This window comes from Nocardia sp. NPDC050413, assembly GCF_040655475.1.
Classification (GTDB): Bacteria; Actinomycetota; Actinomycetes; order Mycobacteriales; family Mycobacteriaceae; genus Nocardia; species Nocardia coubleae.
On record NZ_JBFAJZ010000013.1, the window covers coordinates 22,903 to 44,034 of the forward strand.

General features: G+C 68.7%; 19 protein-coding genes. 11 read left to right on the top strand and 8 right to left on the bottom strand.

Annotated elements, in window-relative coordinates; all coding sequences use genetic code 11:
* The first annotated feature begins 131 nt into the window (after positions 1-131).
* Positions 132-584, top strand: a complete 453-nt coding sequence (locus AB0I19_RS24895; RefSeq protein WP_067487354.1) for an RDD family protein — start codon at positions 132-134, stop codon at positions 582-584.
* A gap of 39 nt (positions 585-623) precedes the next feature.
* Positions 624-1,007, top strand: a complete 384-nt coding sequence (locus tag AB0I19_RS24900) for a YrdB family protein (RefSeq protein ID WP_067642194.1) — start codon at positions 624-626, stop codon at positions 1,005-1,007.
* Between the two features lie 53 nt (positions 1,008-1,060).
* Here the strand turns inward: AB0I19_RS24900 and AB0I19_RS24905 are convergent, their stop codons facing one another.
* Positions 1,061-1,807 (bottom strand): DUF4191 domain-containing protein, encoded by a 747-nt coding sequence (locus AB0I19_RS24905; RefSeq protein WP_067487348.1) that lies wholly within the window; start codon positions 1,805-1,807, stop codon positions 1,061-1,063.
* Positions 1,808-1,907: 100 nt separating this feature from the next.
* Here AB0I19_RS24905 and AB0I19_RS24910 point away from each other — a divergent pair, with 100 nt between their 5' ends.
* The 3 genes from AB0I19_RS24910 to AB0I19_RS24920 are packed head-to-tail and all read left to right on the top strand — an operon-like array spanning position 1,908 to position 4,681.
* Positions 1,908-3,365 (top strand): M20/M25/M40 family metallo-hydrolase, encoded by a 1,458-nt coding sequence (locus tag AB0I19_RS24910; RefSeq protein ID WP_357151606.1) that lies wholly within the window; start codon positions 1,908-1,910, stop codon positions 3,363-3,365.
* Positions 3,362-4,195 carry a lysophospholipase gene (locus tag AB0I19_RS24915; RefSeq protein WP_357151608.1) on the top strand — a complete coding sequence of 278 codons (834 nt, stop codon included), beginning with the start codon at positions 3,362-3,364 and terminating at the stop codon, positions 4,193-4,195. The genes AB0I19_RS24910 and AB0I19_RS24915 overlap by 4 nt, the downstream gene beginning before the upstream one ends.
* Before the next feature lie 24 nt (positions 4,196-4,219).
* Positions 4,220-4,681, top strand: a complete 462-nt coding sequence (locus AB0I19_RS24920) for a 6,7-dimethyl-8-ribityllumazine synthase (RefSeq protein ID WP_067487344.1) — start codon at positions 4,220-4,222, stop codon at positions 4,679-4,681.
* Here the strand turns inward: AB0I19_RS24920 and AB0I19_RS24925 are convergent, their stop codons facing one another.
* Both AB0I19_RS24925 and AB0I19_RS24930 read right to left on the bottom strand, forming a co-directional pair.
* Positions 4,682-6,133, bottom strand: coding sequence for a metallopeptidase (locus tag AB0I19_RS24925; protein WP_357151610.1), 1,452 nt, complete (start codon positions 6,131-6,133; stop codon positions 4,682-4,684).
* Positions 6,134-6,206: 73 nt separating this feature from the next.
* Positions 6,207-7,157 carry an endonuclease/exonuclease/phosphatase family protein gene (locus AB0I19_RS24930; protein WP_357151612.1) on the bottom strand — a complete coding sequence of 317 codons (951 nt, stop codon included), beginning with the start codon at positions 7,155-7,157 and terminating at the stop codon, positions 6,207-6,209.
* Between the two features lie 94 nt (positions 7,158-7,251).
* Here AB0I19_RS24930 and AB0I19_RS24935 point away from each other — a divergent pair, with 94 nt between their 5' ends.
* Positions 7,252-7,509, top strand: coding sequence for a hypothetical protein (locus AB0I19_RS24935; protein ID WP_357151614.1), 258 nt, complete (start codon positions 7,252-7,254; stop codon positions 7,507-7,509).
* On the opposite strand, the gene AB0I19_RS24940 is transcribed toward AB0I19_RS24935, so the two are convergent.
* Both AB0I19_RS24940 and AB0I19_RS24945 read right to left on the bottom strand, forming a co-directional pair.
* Positions 7,506-10,022: a DUF262 domain-containing protein gene (locus tag AB0I19_RS24940; RefSeq protein WP_067487334.1), complete on the bottom strand. Its 2,517-nt coding sequence runs from the start codon at positions 10,020-10,022 to the stop codon at positions 7,506-7,508. The two genes, AB0I19_RS24935 and AB0I19_RS24940, sit on opposite strands and share 4 nt — an antisense overlap.
* A gap of 115 nt (positions 10,023-10,137) precedes the next feature.
* On the bottom strand, positions 10,138-11,133 hold the full coding sequence (locus tag AB0I19_RS24945) for a hypothetical protein (RefSeq protein ID WP_067642372.1): 996 nt from the start codon (positions 11,131-11,133) through the stop codon (positions 10,138-10,140).
* 221 nt (positions 11,134-11,354) lie between these two features.
* Between AB0I19_RS24945 and AB0I19_RS24950 the strand changes: the two genes are divergently transcribed.
* The gene (locus AB0I19_RS24950) at positions 11,355-11,558 is read left to right on the top strand and encodes a cold-shock protein (protein WP_056821080.1); all 204 of its coding nucleotides are present in this window, start codon (positions 11,355-11,357) and stop codon (positions 11,556-11,558) included.
* Between the two features lie 59 nt (positions 11,559-11,617).
* On the opposite strand, the gene AB0I19_RS24955 is transcribed toward AB0I19_RS24950, so the two are convergent.
* From AB0I19_RS24955 to AB0I19_RS24965, 3 genes are all read right to left on the bottom strand, one after another.
* Entirely contained in the window at positions 11,618-14,629 is a 3,012-nt protein-coding gene (locus tag AB0I19_RS24955) for a bifunctional [glutamine synthetase] adenylyltransferase/[glutamine synthetase]-adenylyl-L-tyrosine phosphorylase (protein ID WP_357151617.1), read from the bottom strand.
* A 61-nt stretch (positions 14,630-14,690) separates the two neighbouring features.
* On the bottom strand, positions 14,691-16,031 hold the full coding sequence (glnA, locus tag AB0I19_RS24960) for a type I glutamate--ammonia ligase (protein ID WP_181697962.1): 1,341 nt from the start codon (positions 16,029-16,031) through the stop codon (positions 14,691-14,693).
* A 113-nt stretch (positions 16,032-16,144) separates the two neighbouring features.
* Entirely contained in the window at positions 16,145-17,746 is a 1,602-nt protein-coding gene (locus AB0I19_RS24965; protein WP_357151619.1) for an alpha/beta hydrolase, read from the bottom strand.
* Between the two features lie 143 nt (positions 17,747-17,889).
* Here AB0I19_RS24965 and panB point away from each other — a divergent pair, with 143 nt between their 5' ends.
* The 4 genes from panB (at position 17,890) to AB0I19_RS24985 (ending at position 21,100) form a co-directional block, all read left to right on the top strand.
* Positions 17,890-18,747 carry a 3-methyl-2-oxobutanoate hydroxymethyltransferase gene (panB, locus tag AB0I19_RS24970; protein WP_357151621.1) on the top strand — a complete coding sequence of 286 codons (858 nt, stop codon included), beginning with the start codon at positions 17,890-17,892 and terminating at the stop codon, positions 18,745-18,747.
* Between the two features lie 107 nt (positions 18,748-18,854).
* The gene (locus AB0I19_RS24975) at positions 18,855-19,286 is read left to right on the top strand and encodes a hypothetical protein (RefSeq protein ID WP_357151623.1); all 432 of its coding nucleotides are present in this window, start codon (positions 18,855-18,857) and stop codon (positions 19,284-19,286) included.
* On the top strand, positions 19,286-20,248 hold the full coding sequence (gene pip, locus AB0I19_RS24980; RefSeq protein WP_357151625.1) for a prolyl aminopeptidase: 963 nt from the start codon (positions 19,286-19,288) through the stop codon (positions 20,246-20,248). The genes AB0I19_RS24975 and pip overlap by 1 nt, the downstream gene beginning before the upstream one ends.
* A 3-nt stretch (positions 20,249-20,251) precedes the next feature.
* Complete coding sequence (locus tag AB0I19_RS24985) at positions 20,252-21,100, top strand: CHAD domain-containing protein (protein ID WP_357151627.1); 849 nt, start codon at positions 20,252-20,254, stop codon at positions 21,098-21,100.
* The last annotated feature ends 32 nt before the right edge of the window (positions 21,101-21,132 follow it).

The window sequence follows — 21,132 nt, forward strand, 5'->3', positions numbered from 1 at the left end:
GGGCGACGGTGATGTCTGCCATCCGGGCGCGACCTGCAGGCCCAATCCTGCCATCTCCACCCGCGCGCGCTCACGTGACCTCCGTCAATGCGGTCGGGAGCCGCCCCTGACCCGGCTCTATCCTGGAACTCATGGCGCGCATCACCGGCACATGGCTCTCGGGCAATCCCACCGAAGGCGACGACGAGACAGCGGGTTACCCCGGCGAGCTCTACGGGTTGCCTCGCGAGGGCGCGGGCTCGCTGGCCCCGACGTGGCGGCGGGTGGTCGCGCTGTTCGTCGACTGGTTCATCGCGGTGGGCATCGCGGCCGTCATCACCGGCAGTTTCGCGTCGTCGTCGGTGCCGCTGCTGGTGTGGTTCGTGATCGGTGTGCTCGCGGTGACGCTGTTCGGGTTCACCCCAGGCCAGTACTTCCTGCGGATGCGGGTGGCGCGGATCGACGCGCCCGTGCCGGTCGGTTTCGTGCGCGCGCTGGCCCGGCAGGTGCTGGTGTTCTTCGTGGTGCCCGCCCTGTTCACCGATGCCGACGGCCGCGGCATGCACGACCAGGCCACCGGCACCGCCCTGGTCAACGCCCGCTGATCGAGCGCGCGGCGTGCGGCGCAGCCATACGATCAGGCCGTGTCACTGAATCCGGCCCTGTTGGCCGTACGTTTTCTGCTCGAACTGATCGCCATCACCTCGTTCGGGGTGTTCGGCTGGCGTGCCTTCGATTCCCCGTGGCGATATCTGCTCGTCGTGGTGCTGCCGGTCGCGGCGGCTGTGCTGTGGGGCACGCTCGCGGTCCCCGACGACCCGAGCCGCAGCGGTGACGCGCCGGTGCCGGTCCCCGGTCCGGTGCGGCTCGGGGTCGAGCTCGCTGTGCTGTTCGGCGGGGCCGCGGCCCTGTGGGCAGCGACTCTGCCCCGGTTGGCGCTGATCTCGGCGGCTGTCCTCGTCGGCTATCACCTGCTGGCCTACGACCGTGTGCTGTGGCTGCTGACCGGCCGCACCTCCCAGGCCTGAAAAAGCGGCGAGCCCGTCACCTTGCACGGTGACGGGCTCGCGACGGGGGTGGGTCAGCGGCGACGGATGGCGCGCTGCATGCCCTTCATCTTCGCGCCGGGGGGCATCGGGCCCTTCGGCATCGCGGGACCGCCGCTGCGGGAGCTGAGGGCCGAGAGCCTGCCCTCGATCTGGTCGATCCGCTTGACGTCGATATTGCGCGGCAGCTTGGTGAGGAACTTCTGCAGGTCCTTGAGCGGGGTCTGTCCTTCCTCGTTGCCGACGATCACCTCGTAGATGGGGGTGTCACCGATGAGGCGCCCGGTGCGCTTCTTCTCCTGCGCGATGAGCGACTTGACCCGCTGCGGCGAACCCTCGGCGACGAAGATGACGCCCGGCAGACCGATCACACGGTGCACCGCGTCGAGCTGGGTGGTCGCGGCCACGCCATTGGCGACCCGCCACTTGCCCTGCAGGTTCTCCAGTACCCACGCCGCCGCGCCCGCCTGGCCCTCGGCCTTGCGGTAGACGTTCTTCTGCACGCGCCGCCCGAAGATGATGAAGGCGAACAGCACACCGAGCAGCAGACCGAGCGGCAGCAGGAACCACTGCATGTCGAAGATCAGGCCGATGACGAAGAACACCACCGTCGTGGCCACGAGTGCGCCGATCATCAGCGGCAGCAGCGCCTTGTCTTCCTTGCGCTGCATGTTGAACGCCTGCCACAACTGCTGACGACGTTCGCGTGATGCCTGCTTACGGGCCGCTTTAGCCGCGGCCTTGGCTTCCTTCGACGGCTTGCCGCCCTTGCCTCCTGCCATGGTGTTCAGCTTAGATGCACCGTCGCGCGCCGGTCGGACCGCATGACACTCGCGACGATTCGCCGCGCTTTCCGCCGCGTGTCCGGCGAGAATGGCGCAGGTGCGCCCGATCACCGACAACAGTGCCCACTCCCCCGTCACCGACGGTGCCGACGACGAAGTGGCCGAACGGCTGGCCGCGGCCCTGCGCTGCGCGACGGTGTCGGCCGACGATCCCGCCCGCAGCGCCGACGCCGAGTTCGCCCGCCTGGCCGACCACCTCGAGGCCGCGTTCCCGCTGACCCACGCCGAGCTCGAGCTCACCGTGTTCGGCCGCAGCAGGCTCTACCGCTGGCCGGGCGTCAAGGAGGGTGTGTCGGCGATTCTGCTGGCCCATCAGGACGTGGTCCCGGCCGACGACCCGCAGCGCTGGACCCATCCGCCGTTCGCCGGTGTGGTCGACGACGAGTTCATCTGGGGCCGGGGCGCGATCGACGACAAGAGCCGCGTGCTCGCCGTCCTCGAGGCCGTCGAGTGGGCATTGCGGAACGGAATCCGGCCGAGCCGCACGGTCTACCTGGCCTTCGGTCACGACGAGGAGGTGTTCGGCGACGGCGGCGCGGTGCGCATGGCCGGGCACCTGCGCGACCTCGGCGTACGGGCCGATCTGCTGCTCGACGAGGGCGGTGTCATCACCGACGGGGTCGCCGACGGGGTCGACCGGCCCGTCGCCAGCATCATGCTGGGCGAGAAGGGCTACGCGACGGTGCGGCTTTCGGTGACCGAGACCGGCGGGCACTCCTCGATGCCCGGGCGGCAGACCGCGGTCGGCAGGCTGGCTCGCGCGGTGGCGCGGGTGCAGGACCGGCCGATGCCGTTGCGGCTGACGCCGGTGATCGCCGACATGCTCGCCCGGATGCGCGTGGCCCTGCCCGGGCCACGCCGCAAGCTGCTCGGGCTCACCGATTCCGAGGTGCTGTCGCGGCTCGCGGCACCGCTGCTCACCCGGATCATGGCATTGGCTCCCAGCACGGAAGCGCTGGTGCGCACGACGACGGCACCCACGGTGATCGCGGGTGGAGTGAAAGCCAATGTGCTGCCGCAGAGCGCGGAGGCGCTGGTGAATTTCCGTATCCTGCCCGGTGATTCGGTCGCGGCCGTCATCGCGCACTGCCGCCGGGTGATCGGCGACGACGGCGTGACGGTCGAACTCGTCGGCCCCACCTCCGAGCCGTCACGGGTCGACGGCCCCGGGCCCGCCTACGACCTGATCGCCGAACTCGCCACCGGTCTGGTGCCCGGCATCGTCACCACCACCGGCCTGGTGCCGGGTGCCACCGATTCGCGCCACTACGACGATCTGGTCGAAACGCGCTGTAATTTCGCGCCGATTGTGCTCGACACCAAAGACCTGGAGCGGATACACGGAACCGACGAACGGATCTCGCGGCTCAATTACGCTCGGCTGATCGAATTCAACCGGCGTCTGATCCAGCGGCTCGCCGCACCGAGCGACCGGCCCGAGCAGGCCGCGTCCACCGACCGGACAGCGCCCGAGCCGACAGGAACGCAGCAATGACCACCGAGACCGGTGAATTCGCGGGCAACGGCGGGCGGATCGCCTGGCGCGCATGGCAACCCGACGCGCCGCGAGCCGTGGTGACACTGGTCCACGGCGTGGCCGAACATTCCGGCCGCTACGAATACGTCGGTGCCGCGCTGGCCGAGGCCGGATTCGCGGTGTACGCACTCGACCATGTCGGGCACGGGCGCTCGGCGGGTCACCGGGCCAATATCGGTTCGATGGATGCCGCCGCCGACAATGTGGCGGCCCTGCTCGACATCGCCGGTGCCGCCAACCCCGGCCTGCCGCGTTTCCTGCTCGGGCATTCGATGGGCAGTCTCGTCGTCCTGCATCTGGCCACCCGCGCGCCCGTCGACGTGACGGGTGTCGTGGTGTCCGCACCGCCGCTCGACATCCCGCTCGGCAATCCGGTGCAGCGGGCGGCGGCGCCACTGCTCACCCGGTTCGCCCCGAATCTCGGTGTGCTGAAACTGGATTCGTCGGAGATCAGCCGCGATCCCGAGGTGGTCCGCGCCTACGACAACGACCCGCTGGTGTTCCGGGGGAAGCTGCCCGCGCGCACGGCCGTGGAGATCCTGCGCCACACCGAACTGGTGAAGCAGCGCCTCGGTTCGCTCACCGCACCGCTGCTCGTGCTGCACGGCACCGGCGACGCGATCGCCGCGCCGTCGAGCGCCGACGTGCTGGAACGCGACGCGGGCTCGGCCGACAAGACCGTGCGCCGCTACGCGGGCTACTACCACGAGGTCTTCAACGAACCCGAGCGCGACGAGGTGATCGGCGACGTCGTCGACTGGCTCACGACCCATATTACCGACAAGTAACTTGTCGCCTAGTAGACTCCGACCATGGGAAACACCACTTCCGGCGCTGTCGCCTTCATCCGCGCCAGCTGGCACAGTTCCATCGTCAACAAAGCACACGAGGGCTTCCTCGCCGAGTACGCCGACCTGGGCTTCGACCAGGCGGTGGTCGAGGTGTTCGACGTGCCGGGTGCCTTCGAGATCCCGCTGCACGCCAAGCGCCTGGCCGCCACCGGCCGCTACGAGGCGATCGTCGCCGCCGCCCTGGTCGTCGACGGCGGCATCTACCGCCACGATTTCGTCGCCTCTGCGGTCATCGACGGACTGATGCGCGTGCAGCTCGACACCGATGTGCCGGTGTTCTCGGTGGTGCTCACCCCGCATCACTTCCACGAGCACAGCGAGCACGTGGACTACTACACCAACCACTTCGTGACGAAGGGAGCCGAGGCTGCCCGCGCGGTGGCGAACACCCTCAGCTCCCTTCGATCGCTGCCGGTTTCCTGATTACTCGAACTGAGTCCAGCAGGCCTGCTCGCCCTGCAGGACGCCGGTGCGGAAGGCCTCGAGGCGCTGGTATCCGCTCGGCACCACCTTGCCGTCGACATCGCTGGCGGCGAGGCCGTCGGCGAGCAGGCCGGAGACCGCTTCGTCGAGGTCGCCCGCCGACAGGCGCGGATCGCTGCCCGGCTCACTGAGTTTCGTGGTGAGCGCACCCGACAGGCAGGCCGTGCGAAGGCCGGCGGTGGCCGCGCCGGTCAGCGAGACCTTCCGATCCTGTTGCAGCGCAAGGGCATAGCGGGAAACGAAGACCACGGCGGCGTTGTAGTCGCCGGTGACGACCGCCGACAGCGGTTCCTCCTCACCGCTCGCGCCTTCTCCGGCCCGCTTGGCCATGGCGGACACGTCGGTGCCGATGGTGTTGGACGACGGGCAGTACGAGACCGGTTCGGTCGTGGTCGTTTTCGCGCAGTTGCGGGTGACGCCGCTGTAGTCGAACTTCGGCACGTCCTGCACCGGCATCGACTTGCCGAGCTGGGTGGCGAGCGTGCTGAGCGTTTCCTGGTCCACCGGCAACTGCTTGTCGCGCTCGTCCTCCTCGAAGGTGACCGGCAACCCCTCGCGGCGCTTGGCGATCTCGTCCTTGTCGATGGCCTTGCACGCCTTGGCGCCGTCGGTGTAACCCATCTGCACCGCGGTGACCCGCTCGAACGCCGAACCGTGGATGGCATCGGGGTCGTTGGGGTCACGGTCGCGCACCGCGACGGTCGCGCCGAGGACACCATTGAGGCCGTCGGTGGTGTTGAGGGTGAAGTGCTTCGAATTGCCTTCGGCCACATGGCGGAGGAACACACCGGCCAAGCAGTCGGCCTGCTGTTCCTTCACCAGGCCGTCCATCAGGAACCCGCGCAGCAGATCGGCCTGCGCCTGGATGGCGTGCCCGTACTCGTGGGCCAGCACCATCACCACCGACATCTCTTTGTACTTGTCGACCAGCAGCGGCAACAGCACCTCACGGTCCCAGCCGATGGTGTGGTTGAGCGGACAGTACGCGGCATTGACCAGCTTGTAGGTGCTGCCGAAGCAGAACTCCACCGACTCGGCCTCCGAGGCACGCGCCGACCAGGAGATGTACTTCGAGGCCGGCTTGAAGTCGCCGCGGAACGTCTTGGAATACTCCCCCTGCCAGTACTCTTCGATGTCGGCGATCGCGTTCATCGCGAGCTTGTCGATGGCACCGTTGTCGGTGTTCTCGGCCTTCTTGTCGGTGTCGGGCACACCCGGGCGCGGGCCGCTCGGCCCCTCGCTCGAGGTGGCGCCCGCCACCTCCCACGGGTTGTCCTGCGCGGGCGCCGCCTGGTCGCCGGTGACGGTGTTCGCCGTCGAGCAACCGGTGACCAGCACCCCCACGCTCATCAGTGCCGCGGCTACGGCCACGCCGAACCGATGTCTTCTCATACGCTGTCCTCCCCGGAAATGACGCGGACACGAAGCCTCCGCTGTCGAGCGCTCACATGGTAATCCAGAAGTGTCAGCGGTCCATTCGGAGCGTGGCGAGCACAGCGCGATGGTCGGTACCCGGAAGGGTCAGTGTGCGAACGTCTTCGGCGACGCCACCGGCGACGAGCACGTAGTCGATACCGAGCAACGGACCCCAGCGGCGGTCGGCGGGGTAGGTGAGCAGGATGCCGTCGCCGGTCTGGTCGGCGGCCGAGGCGAACGGGCCGTCGAGCAGGGCCCGGTAGGCCGAATGATTCTGGGTCGCATTGAAATCCGCGCCGACGATCGCGGGCGCGCTGGTGGCGGCGAGAATCTCGTCGACCCGGCGCATCTCGTTCGACCACGCCACGAAGTCCAGGTTCGGCGGCATCGGGTGGAAGGCGAACACCGAGATCGGGCCGCGCTGCGGGTGTTCCATCGTCGCGCCGAGGTTGCTCATCACGAAACCGTCGAACTTCTTGGTGTCACGCAAGGGATAGCGGCTGTAGATCCCGGTGCCTCCCCCGCCCGCGTGGGCCGCTTCGAGGTAGACGTGCGGAAGCTGCTCCTCCAGCCCGGCCGCACGCAGCGCCGTGATCGCGTCGAAGGTCAGTTCCTCGACGGTGAGTAGATCGACGTCGTTGTCGCGCACCGTCGACACCACCGCCTTCGGGTCGGCCTTGCCGAACAGGATGTTCGACTGCAGCACAACCACTTCCGGCCCGTCGGCGGCGCGCGCCTCGGGAACATAGGAAGGCACGACCAGCGCACCGGCCCCCACCAGCACCGCGGCCCCCACGGCGGCACTGCGCCACCCGCGCGCGAGCAGCAACAACACCACCCCCACCACGGCACCGAGCATCAGCCACATCGCCCCCGAAGCCAGCAAGACCAACGTTCTCTGCTGCCAGTTCCCGACGTGCAACACGATCCCGGCCACCGCCGCGATCACTGCGCCCCACCCCAGGACGAGCAGCGCTCGATCCATCCATTCACGCATCATGCGAGCAGCCTAAGCGGGCACGCATCAGGCCTGGATGTGGTGCCTCTGAGGATTCTCTGAGGGGCCTACACTGGCCGCCGAGAAGGAGGTGGCCGTGTACATCGAACAATTCAGTGCCGCCGGGCAGCTCACCGAGCAGGCCGTCGAGAACCTGATGACCGTCGCGACGAGCCGCACCCCCGCGATCACGGTGACCGTCGGGACCCGAACCGTGCAGCTGCCGGTCCTGCCCGTCTGCTGGCCCGAACTCGACGTCCGCGCGGGCACCCCGATCACCGTGGAAACGACCGACCCCGATGCCCTCCGAGAATTCGTCACGGCCTTCCAACGCGTGACCGGCGCACCGGACTAGAGCGGCATGCCCGCTTCGATCCAGTTGTAGGCCTGGATCTTTCGCGACGCCGGATCGTTGACGACCTGGTTGATGAGGTCGTTGATCTGATCGGTCGACAGCGGATAGCCGTAGTGTTCGGCCGCGCCCGCCGAGGCCCAGAGCGAAGCGAACAGGCCAGGCCCACCCAGGATGTGGGTGAGCGCGTTGGCCACCTCGTCGACGGTATCGATGACGCCGTGTACCAGGGCGATCGCGATGTCCTCGTCACCGGGGACCGCACCGGGCGCCAGCGCACCGGACTCGACCGCCCGCGCGGCGAGCCACTCACGCGGGATCAGCGGGTTGGGGCCGATGGCGTCGCCGAGGTAGTAGCGCCATTCACCGGGGTTGCCCTGGTCGAAGGCGTGGATGTAGAAGGTGCGCGTGAGCGCCCACAGCGCGATGTAGCGCAACGCGACCTGTTCGGGGCTCAGTTCCACCACCTCGGGACCGCTCGCCCGGTCCTGCTCGAGCAGCGCCCACGAATAGGTGAACCAGACCAGTTCGGAATTACCGACCCAGGTGGCGGGCAGCCGCTCGGCCAGCGCGGCCACATCGGCGGCGGGGCCGTCGAAGCCGGGAGCACCGGACGCCTCGGCACGCAGGTTCTCCACGTAGCCGCGCAGGGCGTCGACGGAGGTGAACACCGCGTAGCCCAGCTGGGAGAAGCGGGTGAGGTCGGCGTCGGCCGGTTCGAGCAGCAGCACCACGGGCATCCCGACACCGGGCTGCAGGCCCTCGGGCCAGAACGCCTCCGCCACCGCGAGTTCGCGGCCGGTGATGGGGTCGGAGACCTCGCTGTCGAGCAGCGGGAAACCGAAACCGTCGGCGACGAGGTCCTCGACGAGGGCGTTCACCTGGTCGACGGCCGGGTCGCCGACCGTGACACCGGCGACGCCGACCGTCAGCAGCGTCGGCCGGTGCAGGTTACCCGTGCGCAGCTTCTCCAGGAACGTATCGGCCGCCCGCGAGAGCTGCATGCGCCGCGCGCGCAGGAATTCGCGATAGTTCTCCACGCGCCAGAGGTTGGGGTCGGTGGGGATCCACTGTGAGGCGAGGACGCCCGGGTTGCGCCGCTCCATCTCCGCGAAGTAGTCGGCCGGTTCGCGCTCGCCCACTTCGGCTTCCGAGCCGGGACTCAGGAAGCAGAAGTTGGCGATCGCATTGATCTCGTTGCGTTCGTAGCCGTATTCGCGCAGCAGGGTTTTGGGGAACAAATAGTGCACCTGCACCGGGGTGCGGTCGCCGAACTGTTCGATGCCGAGTTCGGTTCCCGTGCCGAGATCGCGCGAACCGTCCACGCGGGTGAGCAGGTACAGCAGCGGGTAGAAACGCGAACCTCGGGTGGCACCGGCGAAGTCGTCGGCGCACAGGTCGAGCGAGCCGCCGCGCAGACGTTCCAGGGAGGCGATCAGCGCGTCGATACCGCCGCGTTCGAGGGTGTCGTAGTCCTGCTGCAGGAAAGTCTCGGTCGACCCGCTGAAGCGGCCCCACAGCGCCGAATGGATGTACCAGTACAGCACCCGGTCGCGGTGCAGGTCGTTGTCGAACTGCCCGCCGTTGAGGAACAGCAGCCGAGTGATGACCGGAATCGCGTAGCGGCCCATCAGGACTCGGTCGTGGTCGAGGCCGAGCCTGCCCGCGACGGTGTCGAGGAAAGTGTCGACCTGGCGCGCCGATTCGCTCAGCGCCAGCTCGAATTCGGCGGGCTCGAGATCGCCGAGCGCGTCGAAGTGGGAACGCCCGTTGCCGACCGCGATCACATTGCGCAGCAGCCAGTCGAGGGTGAAGGTGTAGCCGTCCTTGTCCCAGCGGATCAGGTGATCGCGCAGGTTGCCGCGCGCCTGCGGCCACTGGGCGCACAGGGTGGCCAGCGCCAGGTCGCCCTTGGAGAGTTTGGTGCCGCCGGAGTTCACCCGGTTGAAGATGTCGACCACCTCGTCGACCGTGCGGTCCGAGCCGGTGATGGTCTCGACATTGAACTCGCGGTGGGTGATCTCGCGCAGCTTGTTCAACCGGTCCAGGTACAGCGCCAGCGTTTCCGGCGACTCGTCGGGGAACCGGGACATGTAGTGCATCGGGCCGAGCGCGAACAGTTCGGTGACATCGATCCACGCCGGACTGATGTCGCGCCCGGGCACCTGGAACTCGAAAAGCTCACGCTCGACATCGAAATGGAGGCCGGTGAACGCCACGGCGTCGCCCTCGAAGAACGACGGCGCCTTCCCGCGCACGATGCCGTAGAGGGTGGTGATGCGCTGCTGGCCGTCGAGCAGCAGCTGCCGCAGGCCCGAGCCGGCGGCCGTGCCGCGCACCGCGATGTCGTCGGATCCCGTCTCCCACACCAGCAAGCCACCGACCGGGTACCCCAGGTACAGCGACCGCATGAGCCCACGCACCTGATCGCGGTTCCACACGTACCCGCGCTGGAACTCCGGCAGCAGCACGGCCCCGGAATCGATCTGGTCGAGCAGGGTGGACAGACGTGTCACGACAGCCTTTCGATCGCGTTCCTCCTAGCGGCGAACCGCCCCATCGTCGCACGGATCGTACCGACAGGCTCCGACATCCCAGCGCCCGAACAGGACTGGCGGGTCGAGTGCCGCGCTACCCGGTCCCGGCCACCGCGGCACGGAACTCCGCCGAGGCGTAGAACGGCGCGAGCCTGCGTCGCAACAGTGCGTCGAGATAGCCGCGTTCGTCGAGCTTTTCGAGCACCGACGGTCCGAAACGCAGGGCCTCCTCCATGATGTCGGCGCGGCTCACGCCGAGCTCGGCCAGGAGTTCGGTGAGTGCGGTGTCGCCGTACTTGTCGAAGACGTGGTCGATGCCCTCGTCGAGCAGGGCGTGGAAGTAGTCGGTGTCGCGGAAGGAGCGCCAGAACTCGAAGGCGAGCACGACGATGTCCTCGACGTCGTCGGCCGAGACCACCTCACGGAACGTGCCGACCGAATCGCCGACGTGCTTGCGCCAGGTCTCGCGGGCGGTGTCGATGAGCACCTCGTCGGCGTCGTTGCTGTTGCCGCGCAACACGAATCGCGCACCGGTGCGGGTGATCCGGCCGACACCGTTCTCGATCACGGGCATCGCCGGTTCGGCCAGCCGCGACAGCGCACCGCGCAGCGAGGCGGCCAGCCCGCCGCCTTCCACGTGACGCCCGTCGTCGACCGCGGTCACCACCGCGCGCTGCACGGCCTCCACGCAGGCGTCGACGGTGACGGGGCTGTTCAGCACCATGCGCAGCAGACGGTGCGTCACCTCCATGCCCGCGATCGCGTCGACGAGGTCGTCGAAGTGGCGGGTGTCGACCACCTCGCCGACTTCCATCTCGTCGTTGACGCGATGGTTGTACAACCGCGCGGCTACCTCACCGACGAGCTCGGGGATGGCGCCCTCGACGGGAAACTGCACCGCGTACTTGTGCGCGACGGCCTTGATCTGCTCGCGGGTGACGGCCTCGGCCAGGGTGAGCACGTCGGCCTCGGCGAGCGCGCCGTCCACCTCCTCGGTGATCAGTTCCAGAAAACCCGCGGGATCGCGCAGCCGCCGCTTCTCGAAGGCCACGTGTGCGTCGAGTACCCGCATGGCGAGGTCGATGTCCATGGTGCCCAGATTGGCACACTTCGCGGCGGCGGGTGAGCGAGGTCGAAGGATGACCGAAACCGCGTGCGACACGCCCGGGAATTTCCGCAGACTCCGCCCATACGGTGGTGTGATGCAGCCGAATGCGCGGTTTGCTGACGAGTGTGGCATACTTGGACGCTGAGACTGGGCTGATCGCAAGTGATCGCCGTGGCTCACCTACGGAAAAGACTTTTAAAAACATGACTCAAGGCACTGTTAAGTGGTTCAACGGCGAAAAAGGCTTCGGCTTCATCGCCCAAGACGGAGGCGGCCCCGACGTCTTCGTGCATTACTCGGCCATCGGCGGCTCGGGCTTCAAGTCGCTCGAAGAGGGCCAGCGCGTGGAGTTCGAGGTCGGCCAGGGCCAGAAGGGCCCCCAGGCTCAGGACGTCCGCGCCATCTGATTTCGGCGTGATGCTGTAGAAAGGCCCCGCACCACTGGTGCGGGGCCTTTCTCATGTCCTCACACCCCGAAGACCCGCTCGACCACAGCCCTGGCCCGGCGGGTGATGCGCAGGTAGTTGTCGAGGAATTCGCTGCCGTCGTCGTTGGGCCAGCCGGCCACGCGCGCCACCGCCGACAGCAGCCGGCCGGGACCGGGCAGCTGATCGGTCGGCTTGCCCTTCACCAGCACGAGCGCGTTGCGGGCCGCTGTCGCCGTGAGCCACGATTCGCGCAGCAGCGCAACGTCTTCCGGCTCGAGGATGCCCTCGGCCTCGATCACGTCGAGCGACTGCAGTGTCGAGGTGTTGTGCAGGGCGGGCACCTCGTGGGCGTGCCGCAACTGCAGCAGTTGCACCGTCCACTCGATATCGGCCAGGCCACCGCGACCGAGTTTGGTGTGGGTGGCGGGGTTGGCGCCGCGCGGCAGCCGCTCGGAATCCACGCGCGCCTTGATCCGGCGGATCTCGCGCACCGCCTCGGGCGACACACCGCCTGCCGGGTAGCGCACCGGGTCGATGACATGCAGGAACCGCACGCCCAGGTCCTGATCCCCCGCCACCTGGTGTGCGCGCAGCAGCGCCTGCACCTCCCACGGCTGGGCCCACTGGGCGTAGTAGGCCTGATAGGCCGCGAGCGTGCGAACCAGGGCACCTTGACGACCCTCGGGGCGCAGGCCCGCATCGACCTGTAGCGGCGGGTCGACACTCGGGGCACCGAGCAGCCGCTGCACGTTCTCGGCGACAGTGGTCGCCCACTTCACCGCGGTCGTCTCGTCTTCGCCGGGCCGGGGGTCGCACACGAACAGCACGTCGGCGTCGGAACCGTAGCCGAGTTCCTTGCCGCCGAGCCTGCCCATGCCGATCACCGCGATGTCGGCGGGCGCCGGGGCGCCACGCTCGGCTTCCGAGGCCCGGATGACCGCGCTGAGCGCCGCCTCGAGCACCGCCACCCACACCGACGACAGCGCCGCGCACACCTGCGGCACGTCGAGCATGCCGAGCAGGTCGGCCGAGGAGACCCTGGCCAGTTCGTGTCTGCGTAACGAACGAGCCGCTGCGACAGCCCGTTTCGGGTCGTCGTAGCGGGCTGCGGCGGTCTGGATGCCGCGCGCCACGTCCTCGGGTTGCGGTCCGAGCAGCTGTGGCCCGCCGGGACCGTCGGCGTACATGCGGATGGTCTCGGGGGCGTTGATGAGCAGGTCGGGCAGGTACTCCGAGGAGCCGAGCACGATCATCAACCGCTGGGCGATGGCGCCCTCGTCGCGCAGTTCGCGCAGGAACCAGATCTGGTCGTCGAGCCCCTCCGACACCCGGCGGTACGCGAGCAGGCCCGCATCGGGATTCGGTGTGTCACCGAGCCATTCGAGCAGTGTCGGCAGCAGCAGCGCCTGGATGCGGCCCTTGCGCGACACTCCACCGGTGAGCGCCTTGAGGTGCCCGAGCGCGTTCTCCGGGGCGGCGTAGCCGAGGGCGGCGAGCTGGCGCACGGCGGCGTCGGGGCTCAGGCGAAGGGCGTCGGAATCCATCCGGGCCACCGCATCGAGCAGCGGCCGGTAGAACAGCTTGGCGTGCAGGCGACGCACCCGCACCGCGTTGCGGCGGATCTCGGTGTCGAGCACGCCGACCGCGTCCTGGCGGCCGTCGGGCCGGATGTGGGCGGCGCGCGCCAGCCAGCGCATGCCCTCCTCGTCGTCGGCGGCGGGCAGGGTGTGTGTTCGTTTGAGCCGCTGCAGCTGCAGGCGGTGCTCGAGCAGGCGCAGGAACTCGTAGGAGGCGGTGAGGTTGGCGGCGTCGTCGCGGCCGACGTACCCGCCCGCCGCCAGCGCGGTGAGCGCCTCGACGGTATTGGTCACGTGCAGCGAGTCGTCGACGCGCCCGTGCACCAATTGCAGGAGCTGCACGGCGAATTCGACATCACGCAGGCTGCCGGCGCCGAGTTTGAGTTCGCGTTCGCGCAGGTCGGCGGGCACCAGGTCTTCCACCCGGCGGCGCATGGCCTGCACGTCGGCGACGAAGTCGGGGCGTTCGGAGGCGGCCCACACCATCGGCATGAGCGCGTCACGGTACTGCTGTCCGAGTTCCAGATCGCCGGTCATCGGGCGGTTCTTCAGCAGCGCCTGGAACTCCCAGGTGCGGGCCCAGCGCTTGTAGTAGGCCAGATGCGAATCGAGGGTGCGCACCAGCGCACCGGCCTTGCCCTCGGGGCGAAGCGCGGCGTCGACCTCGAAGAAGGCCGAGCTCGCGACACTCATCATCTCGGCGGCCAAGCGCGTGGCGGTGGCGTCGGCGGGCTCGGCGACGAAGACCACGTCCACATCGCTCACGTAATTCAGTTCGCGCGCACCGCATTTGCCCATCGCGATCACCGCGAGACGCACCGGAACCTCGCCGTTCTTGCACACCCGCGCCACCGACACCGACAGGGCGGCGGTGAGCGCGGCGTCGGCCAGGTCCGACAGGTGCCTGCCGACCACCTGATACGGCGGCACCGGTTCGTTCTCGACGGTGGAGGCCAGATCGATCGCGGCGAGGAGCATGAGCTGATCGCGATACCGGTCCCGCAGCAACGCGATCGACTCGGGACCGGAGATACCGGCCCGGAACAGCATGGGGCCCGCGTTGGGTCCGGTCTCGGGTTTCGCGTCGACGGCGTCGAGCAGGTCGGCGATCAGTTCGTCGCGATCCGGAAGCCGACCGGCGCGCAGCACTTTCCAGCGCTGCGGTACGGCGACGAGGTGGTCGCCGAACGCCGTCGAGGAACCGAGCAGCGCGAACAGCCTGCCACGCAGCGTCGTTTCGGAGCGGATCGCCGAATCCAGTTCGCCCCAGTCGTTTCCGAGCGCTTCGCGCAGCCGCACGAGCGTGGACAGGGCCAGATCGGCGTCGGGCGAACGTGACAGCGCCCAGAGCACGGGCACGCCGTCGACATTGTCCCAGCCGAGCTGGTGCAGGGAGTCCGCCGCGGTGGGTTCAAGTAACCCGAGCCGACCTACGCCGGGAACTGTGGAGCGGGCAGTCGGTGGCCGAACCATGCGTCAAAACTTACATGGTCCGGGCAACGACAGCGTCACGCCGGATCCCCCGGCGCAGGAATTACAGGCTGAGGTATTCCTTCAGTTCCCAGGGGGTGACCTGGCTGCGGTAGTCGGCCCATTCACGGCGCTTGTTGCGCAGGAAGAAGTCGAAGACGTGCTCGCCGAGGGTCTCGGCGACCAGCTCCGAGCGCTCCATCGCCTGCAGTGCCTCGTCGAGGGTGCCCGGCAGCGAGCGGAAGCCCATCGCACGGCGCTCGGCGTCGGTCAGCGACCACACGTCGTCCTCGGCCTCGGGCGGCAGGTTGTACCCCTTCTCGATGCCGCGCAGACCGGCCGCGAGCAGCACCGCGAAGGTGAGGTAGGGGTTGCAGGCCGAATCTGGGCTGCGGATCTCGACGCGCCGCGACGACGACTTGTTCGGCGTGTACATCGGCACGCGGACCAGCGCCGAGCGGTTGGAACGGCCCCAGGACGCGGCCGTGGGAGCCTCGCCGCCGTGGATGAGGCGCTTGTAGGAGTTGACCCACTGGTTGGTGATCGCGCTGATCTCCGGGGCGTGCTCGAGGATGCCCGCGATGAACGAGCGAGCGGTGCTCGACAGGTTGTTCGGGTCGTCCGGGTCGGCGAAGGCGTTGGACTCGCCCTCGAACAGGCTCATGTGGGTGTGCATGGCCGAACCGGGGTACTGGGAGAACGGCTTGGGCATGAACGTCGCGCGCACACCCTCGTCGATCGCCACCTCCTTGATGAGGTAGCGGAAGGTCATCACGTTGTCGGCCATGGATAGCGCGTCGGCGTAGCGTAGGTCGATTTCCTGCTGGCCGGGCGCGCCCTCGTGGTGGCTGAACTCCACGGAGATGCCCATCGACTCGAGCGCGTCGATGGCGTGGCGGCGGAAGTTGGGGGCCGAGTCGTGCACGGCCTGGTCGAAGAAGCCGCCGTTGTCGGCGGGCATCGGCTCGTAGCCGTCGCGGAGCTGGTTCTCCAGCAGGAAGAACTCGATCTCGGGGTGCACGTAGCAGCTGAAGCCCACGTCGGCGGCCTTGTTGAGCTGACGGCGCAGCACGTGGCGCGGGTCCGCCCACGACGGCGAACCGTCGGGCATGGTGATGTCGCAGAACATGCGCGCCGAATGCTGGTGGCCCTTGGAGCTGGCCCAGGGCAGCACCTGGAAGGTCGACGGATCGGGCCGCGCGACCATGTCCGCCTCGGACACGCGCGCGAAGCCTTCGATGGCCGACCCGTCGAAGCCGATGCCCTCCTCGAAGGCGCCTTCGAGCTCGGCGGGGGCGATGGCGACGGACTTGAGGTAGCCCAGCACATCGGTGAACCAGAGACGTACGAAGCGGATGTCCCGCTCTTCGAGCGTCCGCAGCACGAATTCCTTCTGGCGATCCATACGGCGAGCGTAGGCACCCGGCGTTAAATCCGTGTTACATACGCCGACTCGTTTGCTATCACGTCACATCGTCCGCACTTCTCACCTCGCGTGACCGGGCGGTGTGCGCGGTCTCACCCGCCGCAGGTGAGTCCGGGCGCGGGCGTGGCGAGTTCGGTGAGGTAGGCGATGACGGCGTCGTCGAGGCATCGGTCGCCGGCGACGAGGGCGGCGGTGTGCCGGTTGCCCCGGAAGGTGACGAGGGCGGCGCCGAGCTGCTCGGCCAGGTCGACACCGGCCTGGTACGGGGTGGCCGGGTCCTCGGTGGTTGAGACGACGACGATCTTCGCCACGCCGGGCGCCGATATCCGGTGCGGTTCGCTCGTGTTCGGCACCGGCCAGGACGCGCACAGTTCCAGCGGTGCCGCGCCGGTACCCTTGCCGTCGTCGAGAAATGGTGCGGCCCTGCGGTATTCGGCGTCCTGGCGGGCGACGACCGCGGGATCGGTGATGCGCGGGTCGTCGACGCAGCGGATGGCGTTGAAGGCGTCCTGGGTGTTGGCGTAGGTTCCGTCGGCCCGGCGGCCGTCGTAGAGGTCGGCCAGTTGCAGCAGGGTGTCGCCCGTGCCGCCCTGCAGCTCGGTGAGGCCGCGGGTGAGCAGGGGCCACATCTCGTCGCTGTAGAGGGCCTGCTGGACGCCGGTGATGGCGTCGTTGTAGCTCAGGCCGCGCGGATCCTCGGTGCGGGCCGGGGCGGCTTGCAGCGGGTCGACGAGTTGCCGGAAGCGGACGACGGCGCCAGCCGGGTCGGTGCCGAGCGGGCAGTCGGCGCTCTTCGCGCAGTCGGCGGCGTAGGCGTCGAACACGCCTTGGAAGCCCGCCGCCTGGCGCAGCGATTCCTGCACCGGCTCCTGGGAGGAGTCGACGGCGCCGTCGAGGACCATCGCGCGCACGTTCTGCGGGTACTTCTCGGCGTAGGCGGCGCCGAGGCGGGTGCCGTAGGAGTAGCCGAGGTAGGTCAGTTTCGCGTCACCGAGGGCCGAGCGCAGCACGTCCATGTCCTGGACGACCTCGCGGGTGCCGACATGGCCGAGCAGGTCGAGGCCCGAGCGTTCGGCGCAACGACCGGCGTATTCGCGGTTCTCGGCCTCGGCCTCGGCGATGCCCGCCGGGGTGTTGTCGGTGGGCGGTTCGGCGCGTTCGGCATCGGCTTCGGGCGGGGTAAGGCAGACGATCGCGGGCAGCGAGGAGCCGACGCCACGCGGATCGAAACCGATCCGATCGAATCGTTCGGCCAGCTCGGTGCGGTGCCCGACGGTGACCATCGACAGTCCGGAGACGCCGGGCCCGCCCGGATTCATCAGCAGCGACCCGATCTTGTCTCCCCTGGCCGGGATGCGCGACAACGCGATCTGGGCGGTCGGACCGTCGGGCCGGGCGTAGTCGATCGGCACGGTGACGCGCGCGCACTGCGTACTCGGCGGCAACCGTTCCTCGGGGCTGCCGAACTCCTCACAGGAACCCCAGTCGATGCGCTGTTCGTAGAAATTGTTCAGCCCGGGGGGCGACGGCGGCAGCGGAGTGGCCGGGGTGGCGCTGTCGCTGCCGGTTCCGCATCCGGTGGCGACCAGCGCGCAGATCGCGCCGAGAACAACGACGAGCCTGCCTCGCTGCACAGTTGGCCAACCTTTCCGCGCCGGGCGGCGCAATACGACGCACCCGAACGGGCTCGCCATCACGGTAACCGAAGCGCGGGTGTGACCGATCCCACCGGCCATGCCCTTAAAACGGTTCGGGGCGAGGTGGCACACTGGATGCGTCAGAAAAACCCGGGGACCCGCTACGGGCCTCGAGGAACCAGACGAAAGTAGGGACGATGATGTCCGTATCCGATGAGCAGAGCCCTGCCTACGGTGCCGCTCCCGCTACCACCCCCAAGCCTCGCCGCAAGACCCGCGTCCAGCATCTGCAGCAGATGAAGGCCGAGGGTGAGCGCTGGTCGATGCTGACCGCCTACGACTACTCCTCGGCCCGCCTGTTCGAAGAGGCCGGCATCCCTGTCCTGCTGGTCGGCGATTCCGCCGCCAACGTCGTGTACGGCTACGACACCACCGTGCCGATCACCGTGGACGAGCTGATCCCGCTGGTCCGTGGCGTGGTGCGCGGCGCACCGAACGCCCTGGTGGTCGCCGACCTGCCGTTCGGCACCTACGAGTCCTCACCTCAGCAGGCGCTGGCCACCGCCACCCGTTTCATGAAGGAGGGCGGCGCGCACGCGGTGAAGCTGGAGGGCGGCGAGCGGGTCGCCGAGCAGATCGCGCTCATCACCGCCGCGGGCATTCCCGTGATGGCCCACATCGGTTTCACCCCGCAGAGCGTGAACACGCTCGGCGGTTTCCGGGTGCAGGGTCGCGGTGACGGTGCCGAGCAGCTCGTCGCCGACGCCATCGCCGTGCAGGAGGCCGGTGCCTTCTCCGTGGTGATGGAGATGGTGCCCGCCGAGCTGGCCGGGCAGGTCACCCGCAAGCTGACCATCCCGACGGTCGGAATCGGCGCGGGTGCCGATTGCGATGCCCAGGTGCTGGTCTGGCAGGACATGGCGGGCTACACCAGCGGCAAGACCGCCAAGTTCGTGAAGCGGTTCGGCAATGTGGGCGACGAATTACGTTCCGCGGCGGCCGCTTACGCTGACGAGGTGCGTCAGGGCACCTTCCCGGGACCCGAACACAGCTTCTGATCCGCACGCGTCCGGCCCCGTCACCCGGCGGGGTCGGGCAGCGGCGCGGCGGGCGGCGAGATGGCAGACTCGGAGTCGAAACAGCCGACTCGAAGAGGTACTTACGCATGCATCGCCGATGGAAGACCAGTCCCGGGCTCGTTGTCACCGGTGTTCTCGCCGCCGTGACCCTGACGGCCTGTGGCGGTGCGGAAGTCACCCCGAGCGGGTCCGCCACGACCACGACCGCCGGTGCCACCACCACCAAGACGGCGACGCCGAGCACCACGCTGGAGATCAGCGACTCCTCGGCGAACCAGTTGTGCGACATGATCCGGCCTGAGCTGTCGAACTTCCGGGTGCAGGGTCCGACGCTCGGCCGGCTCGCGCTGAACACGATGGTGCACGAGTGGGCGCTGCGCAACGGCGGCATCAACGGGCACGTGCTGGCCGACAAGGCGATGATCGACCGGGTGACGACCGAGGCCTGCCCCGATGTGCGCACCGAGACGCTCACCGCACTCGACCTGCCGAACCTCGCCGCGGGATTGGCGTTCTGATGCGCGCCCTGTACCCCGAGATCGAACCGTTCGACAAAGGTCTTCTCGATGTCGGCGACGGCCAGTCGGTGTACTGGGAGGTCAGCGGCAACCCCGACGGCAAGCCGGTGGTGTTCGTGCACGGCGGACCCGGCGGCGGCACCGGCCCGCTGCAACGCCGGTTCTTCGATCCGGCGGTGTACCGGATCGTGTTGTTCGATCAGCGCGGGTGCGGAAAGTCGGTGCCGCACATCGCCGACGGGGCGAGCCTCGAGTTCAACACCACACCGCACCTGATCGCCGACATGGAGGCACTGCGCGAGCACCTCGGTGTCGAACGCTGGCAGGTGTTCGGCGGGTCGTGGGGTTCCACCCTCGGCCTCGCCTACGCCGAGGCGCATCCGGAGCGGGTCACCGAGCTGGTGTTGCGCGGCATCTTCCTGTTGCGGCGCAAGGAGATCGACTGGTACTACAACGGCGCGGCGGGCAACATCTACCCCGCCGAATGGGCGAAGTTCCTGGCACCGGTGCCGCCGGAGGAGCGCGGGGACGACCTCGTCGAGGTGTATCACCGGCTGCTGCACTCGCCGGATCCGGAGGTGGCGCTCGGCGCCGCCGTCGCCTGGTCGACGTGGGAGGGCGCCACGAGTTCGCTACTGCCACACCCGGATCGGGTCGCCGAGACCGGTGAGCCACGCTTCGCTCTCGCCTTCGCCCGCATCGAAAACCACTATTTCCGGCACGGCGGATTCCTCGACGAGGGACAGTTGCTGCGTGACATCCATCGGATCGCCGACATCCCCGGAGTGATCGTGCAGGGCCGCCACGACGTGGTGTGCCCCGCGGTGAGCGCCTGGGAACTGCACAACGCCTGGCCCGGCTCCACCCTGCACATCGTCGAGGACGCCGCGCACACCGCGCACGAGCCCGGCATCACCCACCATCTGGTGGAGGCGACCGACCTTTTCGGGAAGCGAGGCTGACCCATGGCGATCGAAGCCGGACCCGCCGTCGTCGCGGCACTGCGCGAGGACATCGACCGGCTGCTCGGCGCCGAACCCGATGTCCGCGCCGACGCCGAGGACTCGGTGCACCAGATGCGGGTGGCCACGCGCCGGTTGCGCAGCGTATTGCGTTCCTACCGCAAGCTTTTCGACAGCGACGCCGCCGCCGAGACGGTGACGGAGCTGAAGTGGCTCGCGGAACTGCTCGGGGTCGCCCGCGACGCGGAGGTCCGGGGTGAGCGGTTCGCGAAACTGCTCGACGGGTTCGGCGAGGTACCCACCGAGGTCACCCGCCGCCTGGTCGGCGCCGCCGACGACGCCTACGCCCAGGCCCACGACGAGATCCTCACCGCCCTCGACGGTAAGCGGTACGCGGCCCTGCGCGAGGTGCTCACCACGTGGCGCACCGATCCCCCGCTCGATGATTCCCTCGCCGGTGACGACGCGGACGACGTGTTCGCGCGCGTGCTCGGCCGCGACCGCAAACGCCTGCGCAAACTGGTCTTCGCCGAGCCGACCGCCACCCCCGCCGACCGGGTGGAACTACTGCACGACATCCGCAAGGGCGCCAAGCGTTTACGTTATTCCTGCGAAGCGGCAGGCGAAGTTCTCGGCACCGACGCCACCGAACTGGGCACGCGTGCCAAACGCCTGCAATCGGTCCTGGGCGACCACCGCGACGCCGTGGAATCCCGCGAGGCCATCCTCGCCGCCGCCGCCGATGCCACCGACGCCACGATCTACGAACTCCTCGCCGACACCGAGGAAGCCGCGGCGGGCCGCGCGATCGCGGGTTACCCCGCCGCCGCGGCGTTCATCTCGACCGACTGATCACCCGGCGGACACTGCCCGCCTCGACGGCG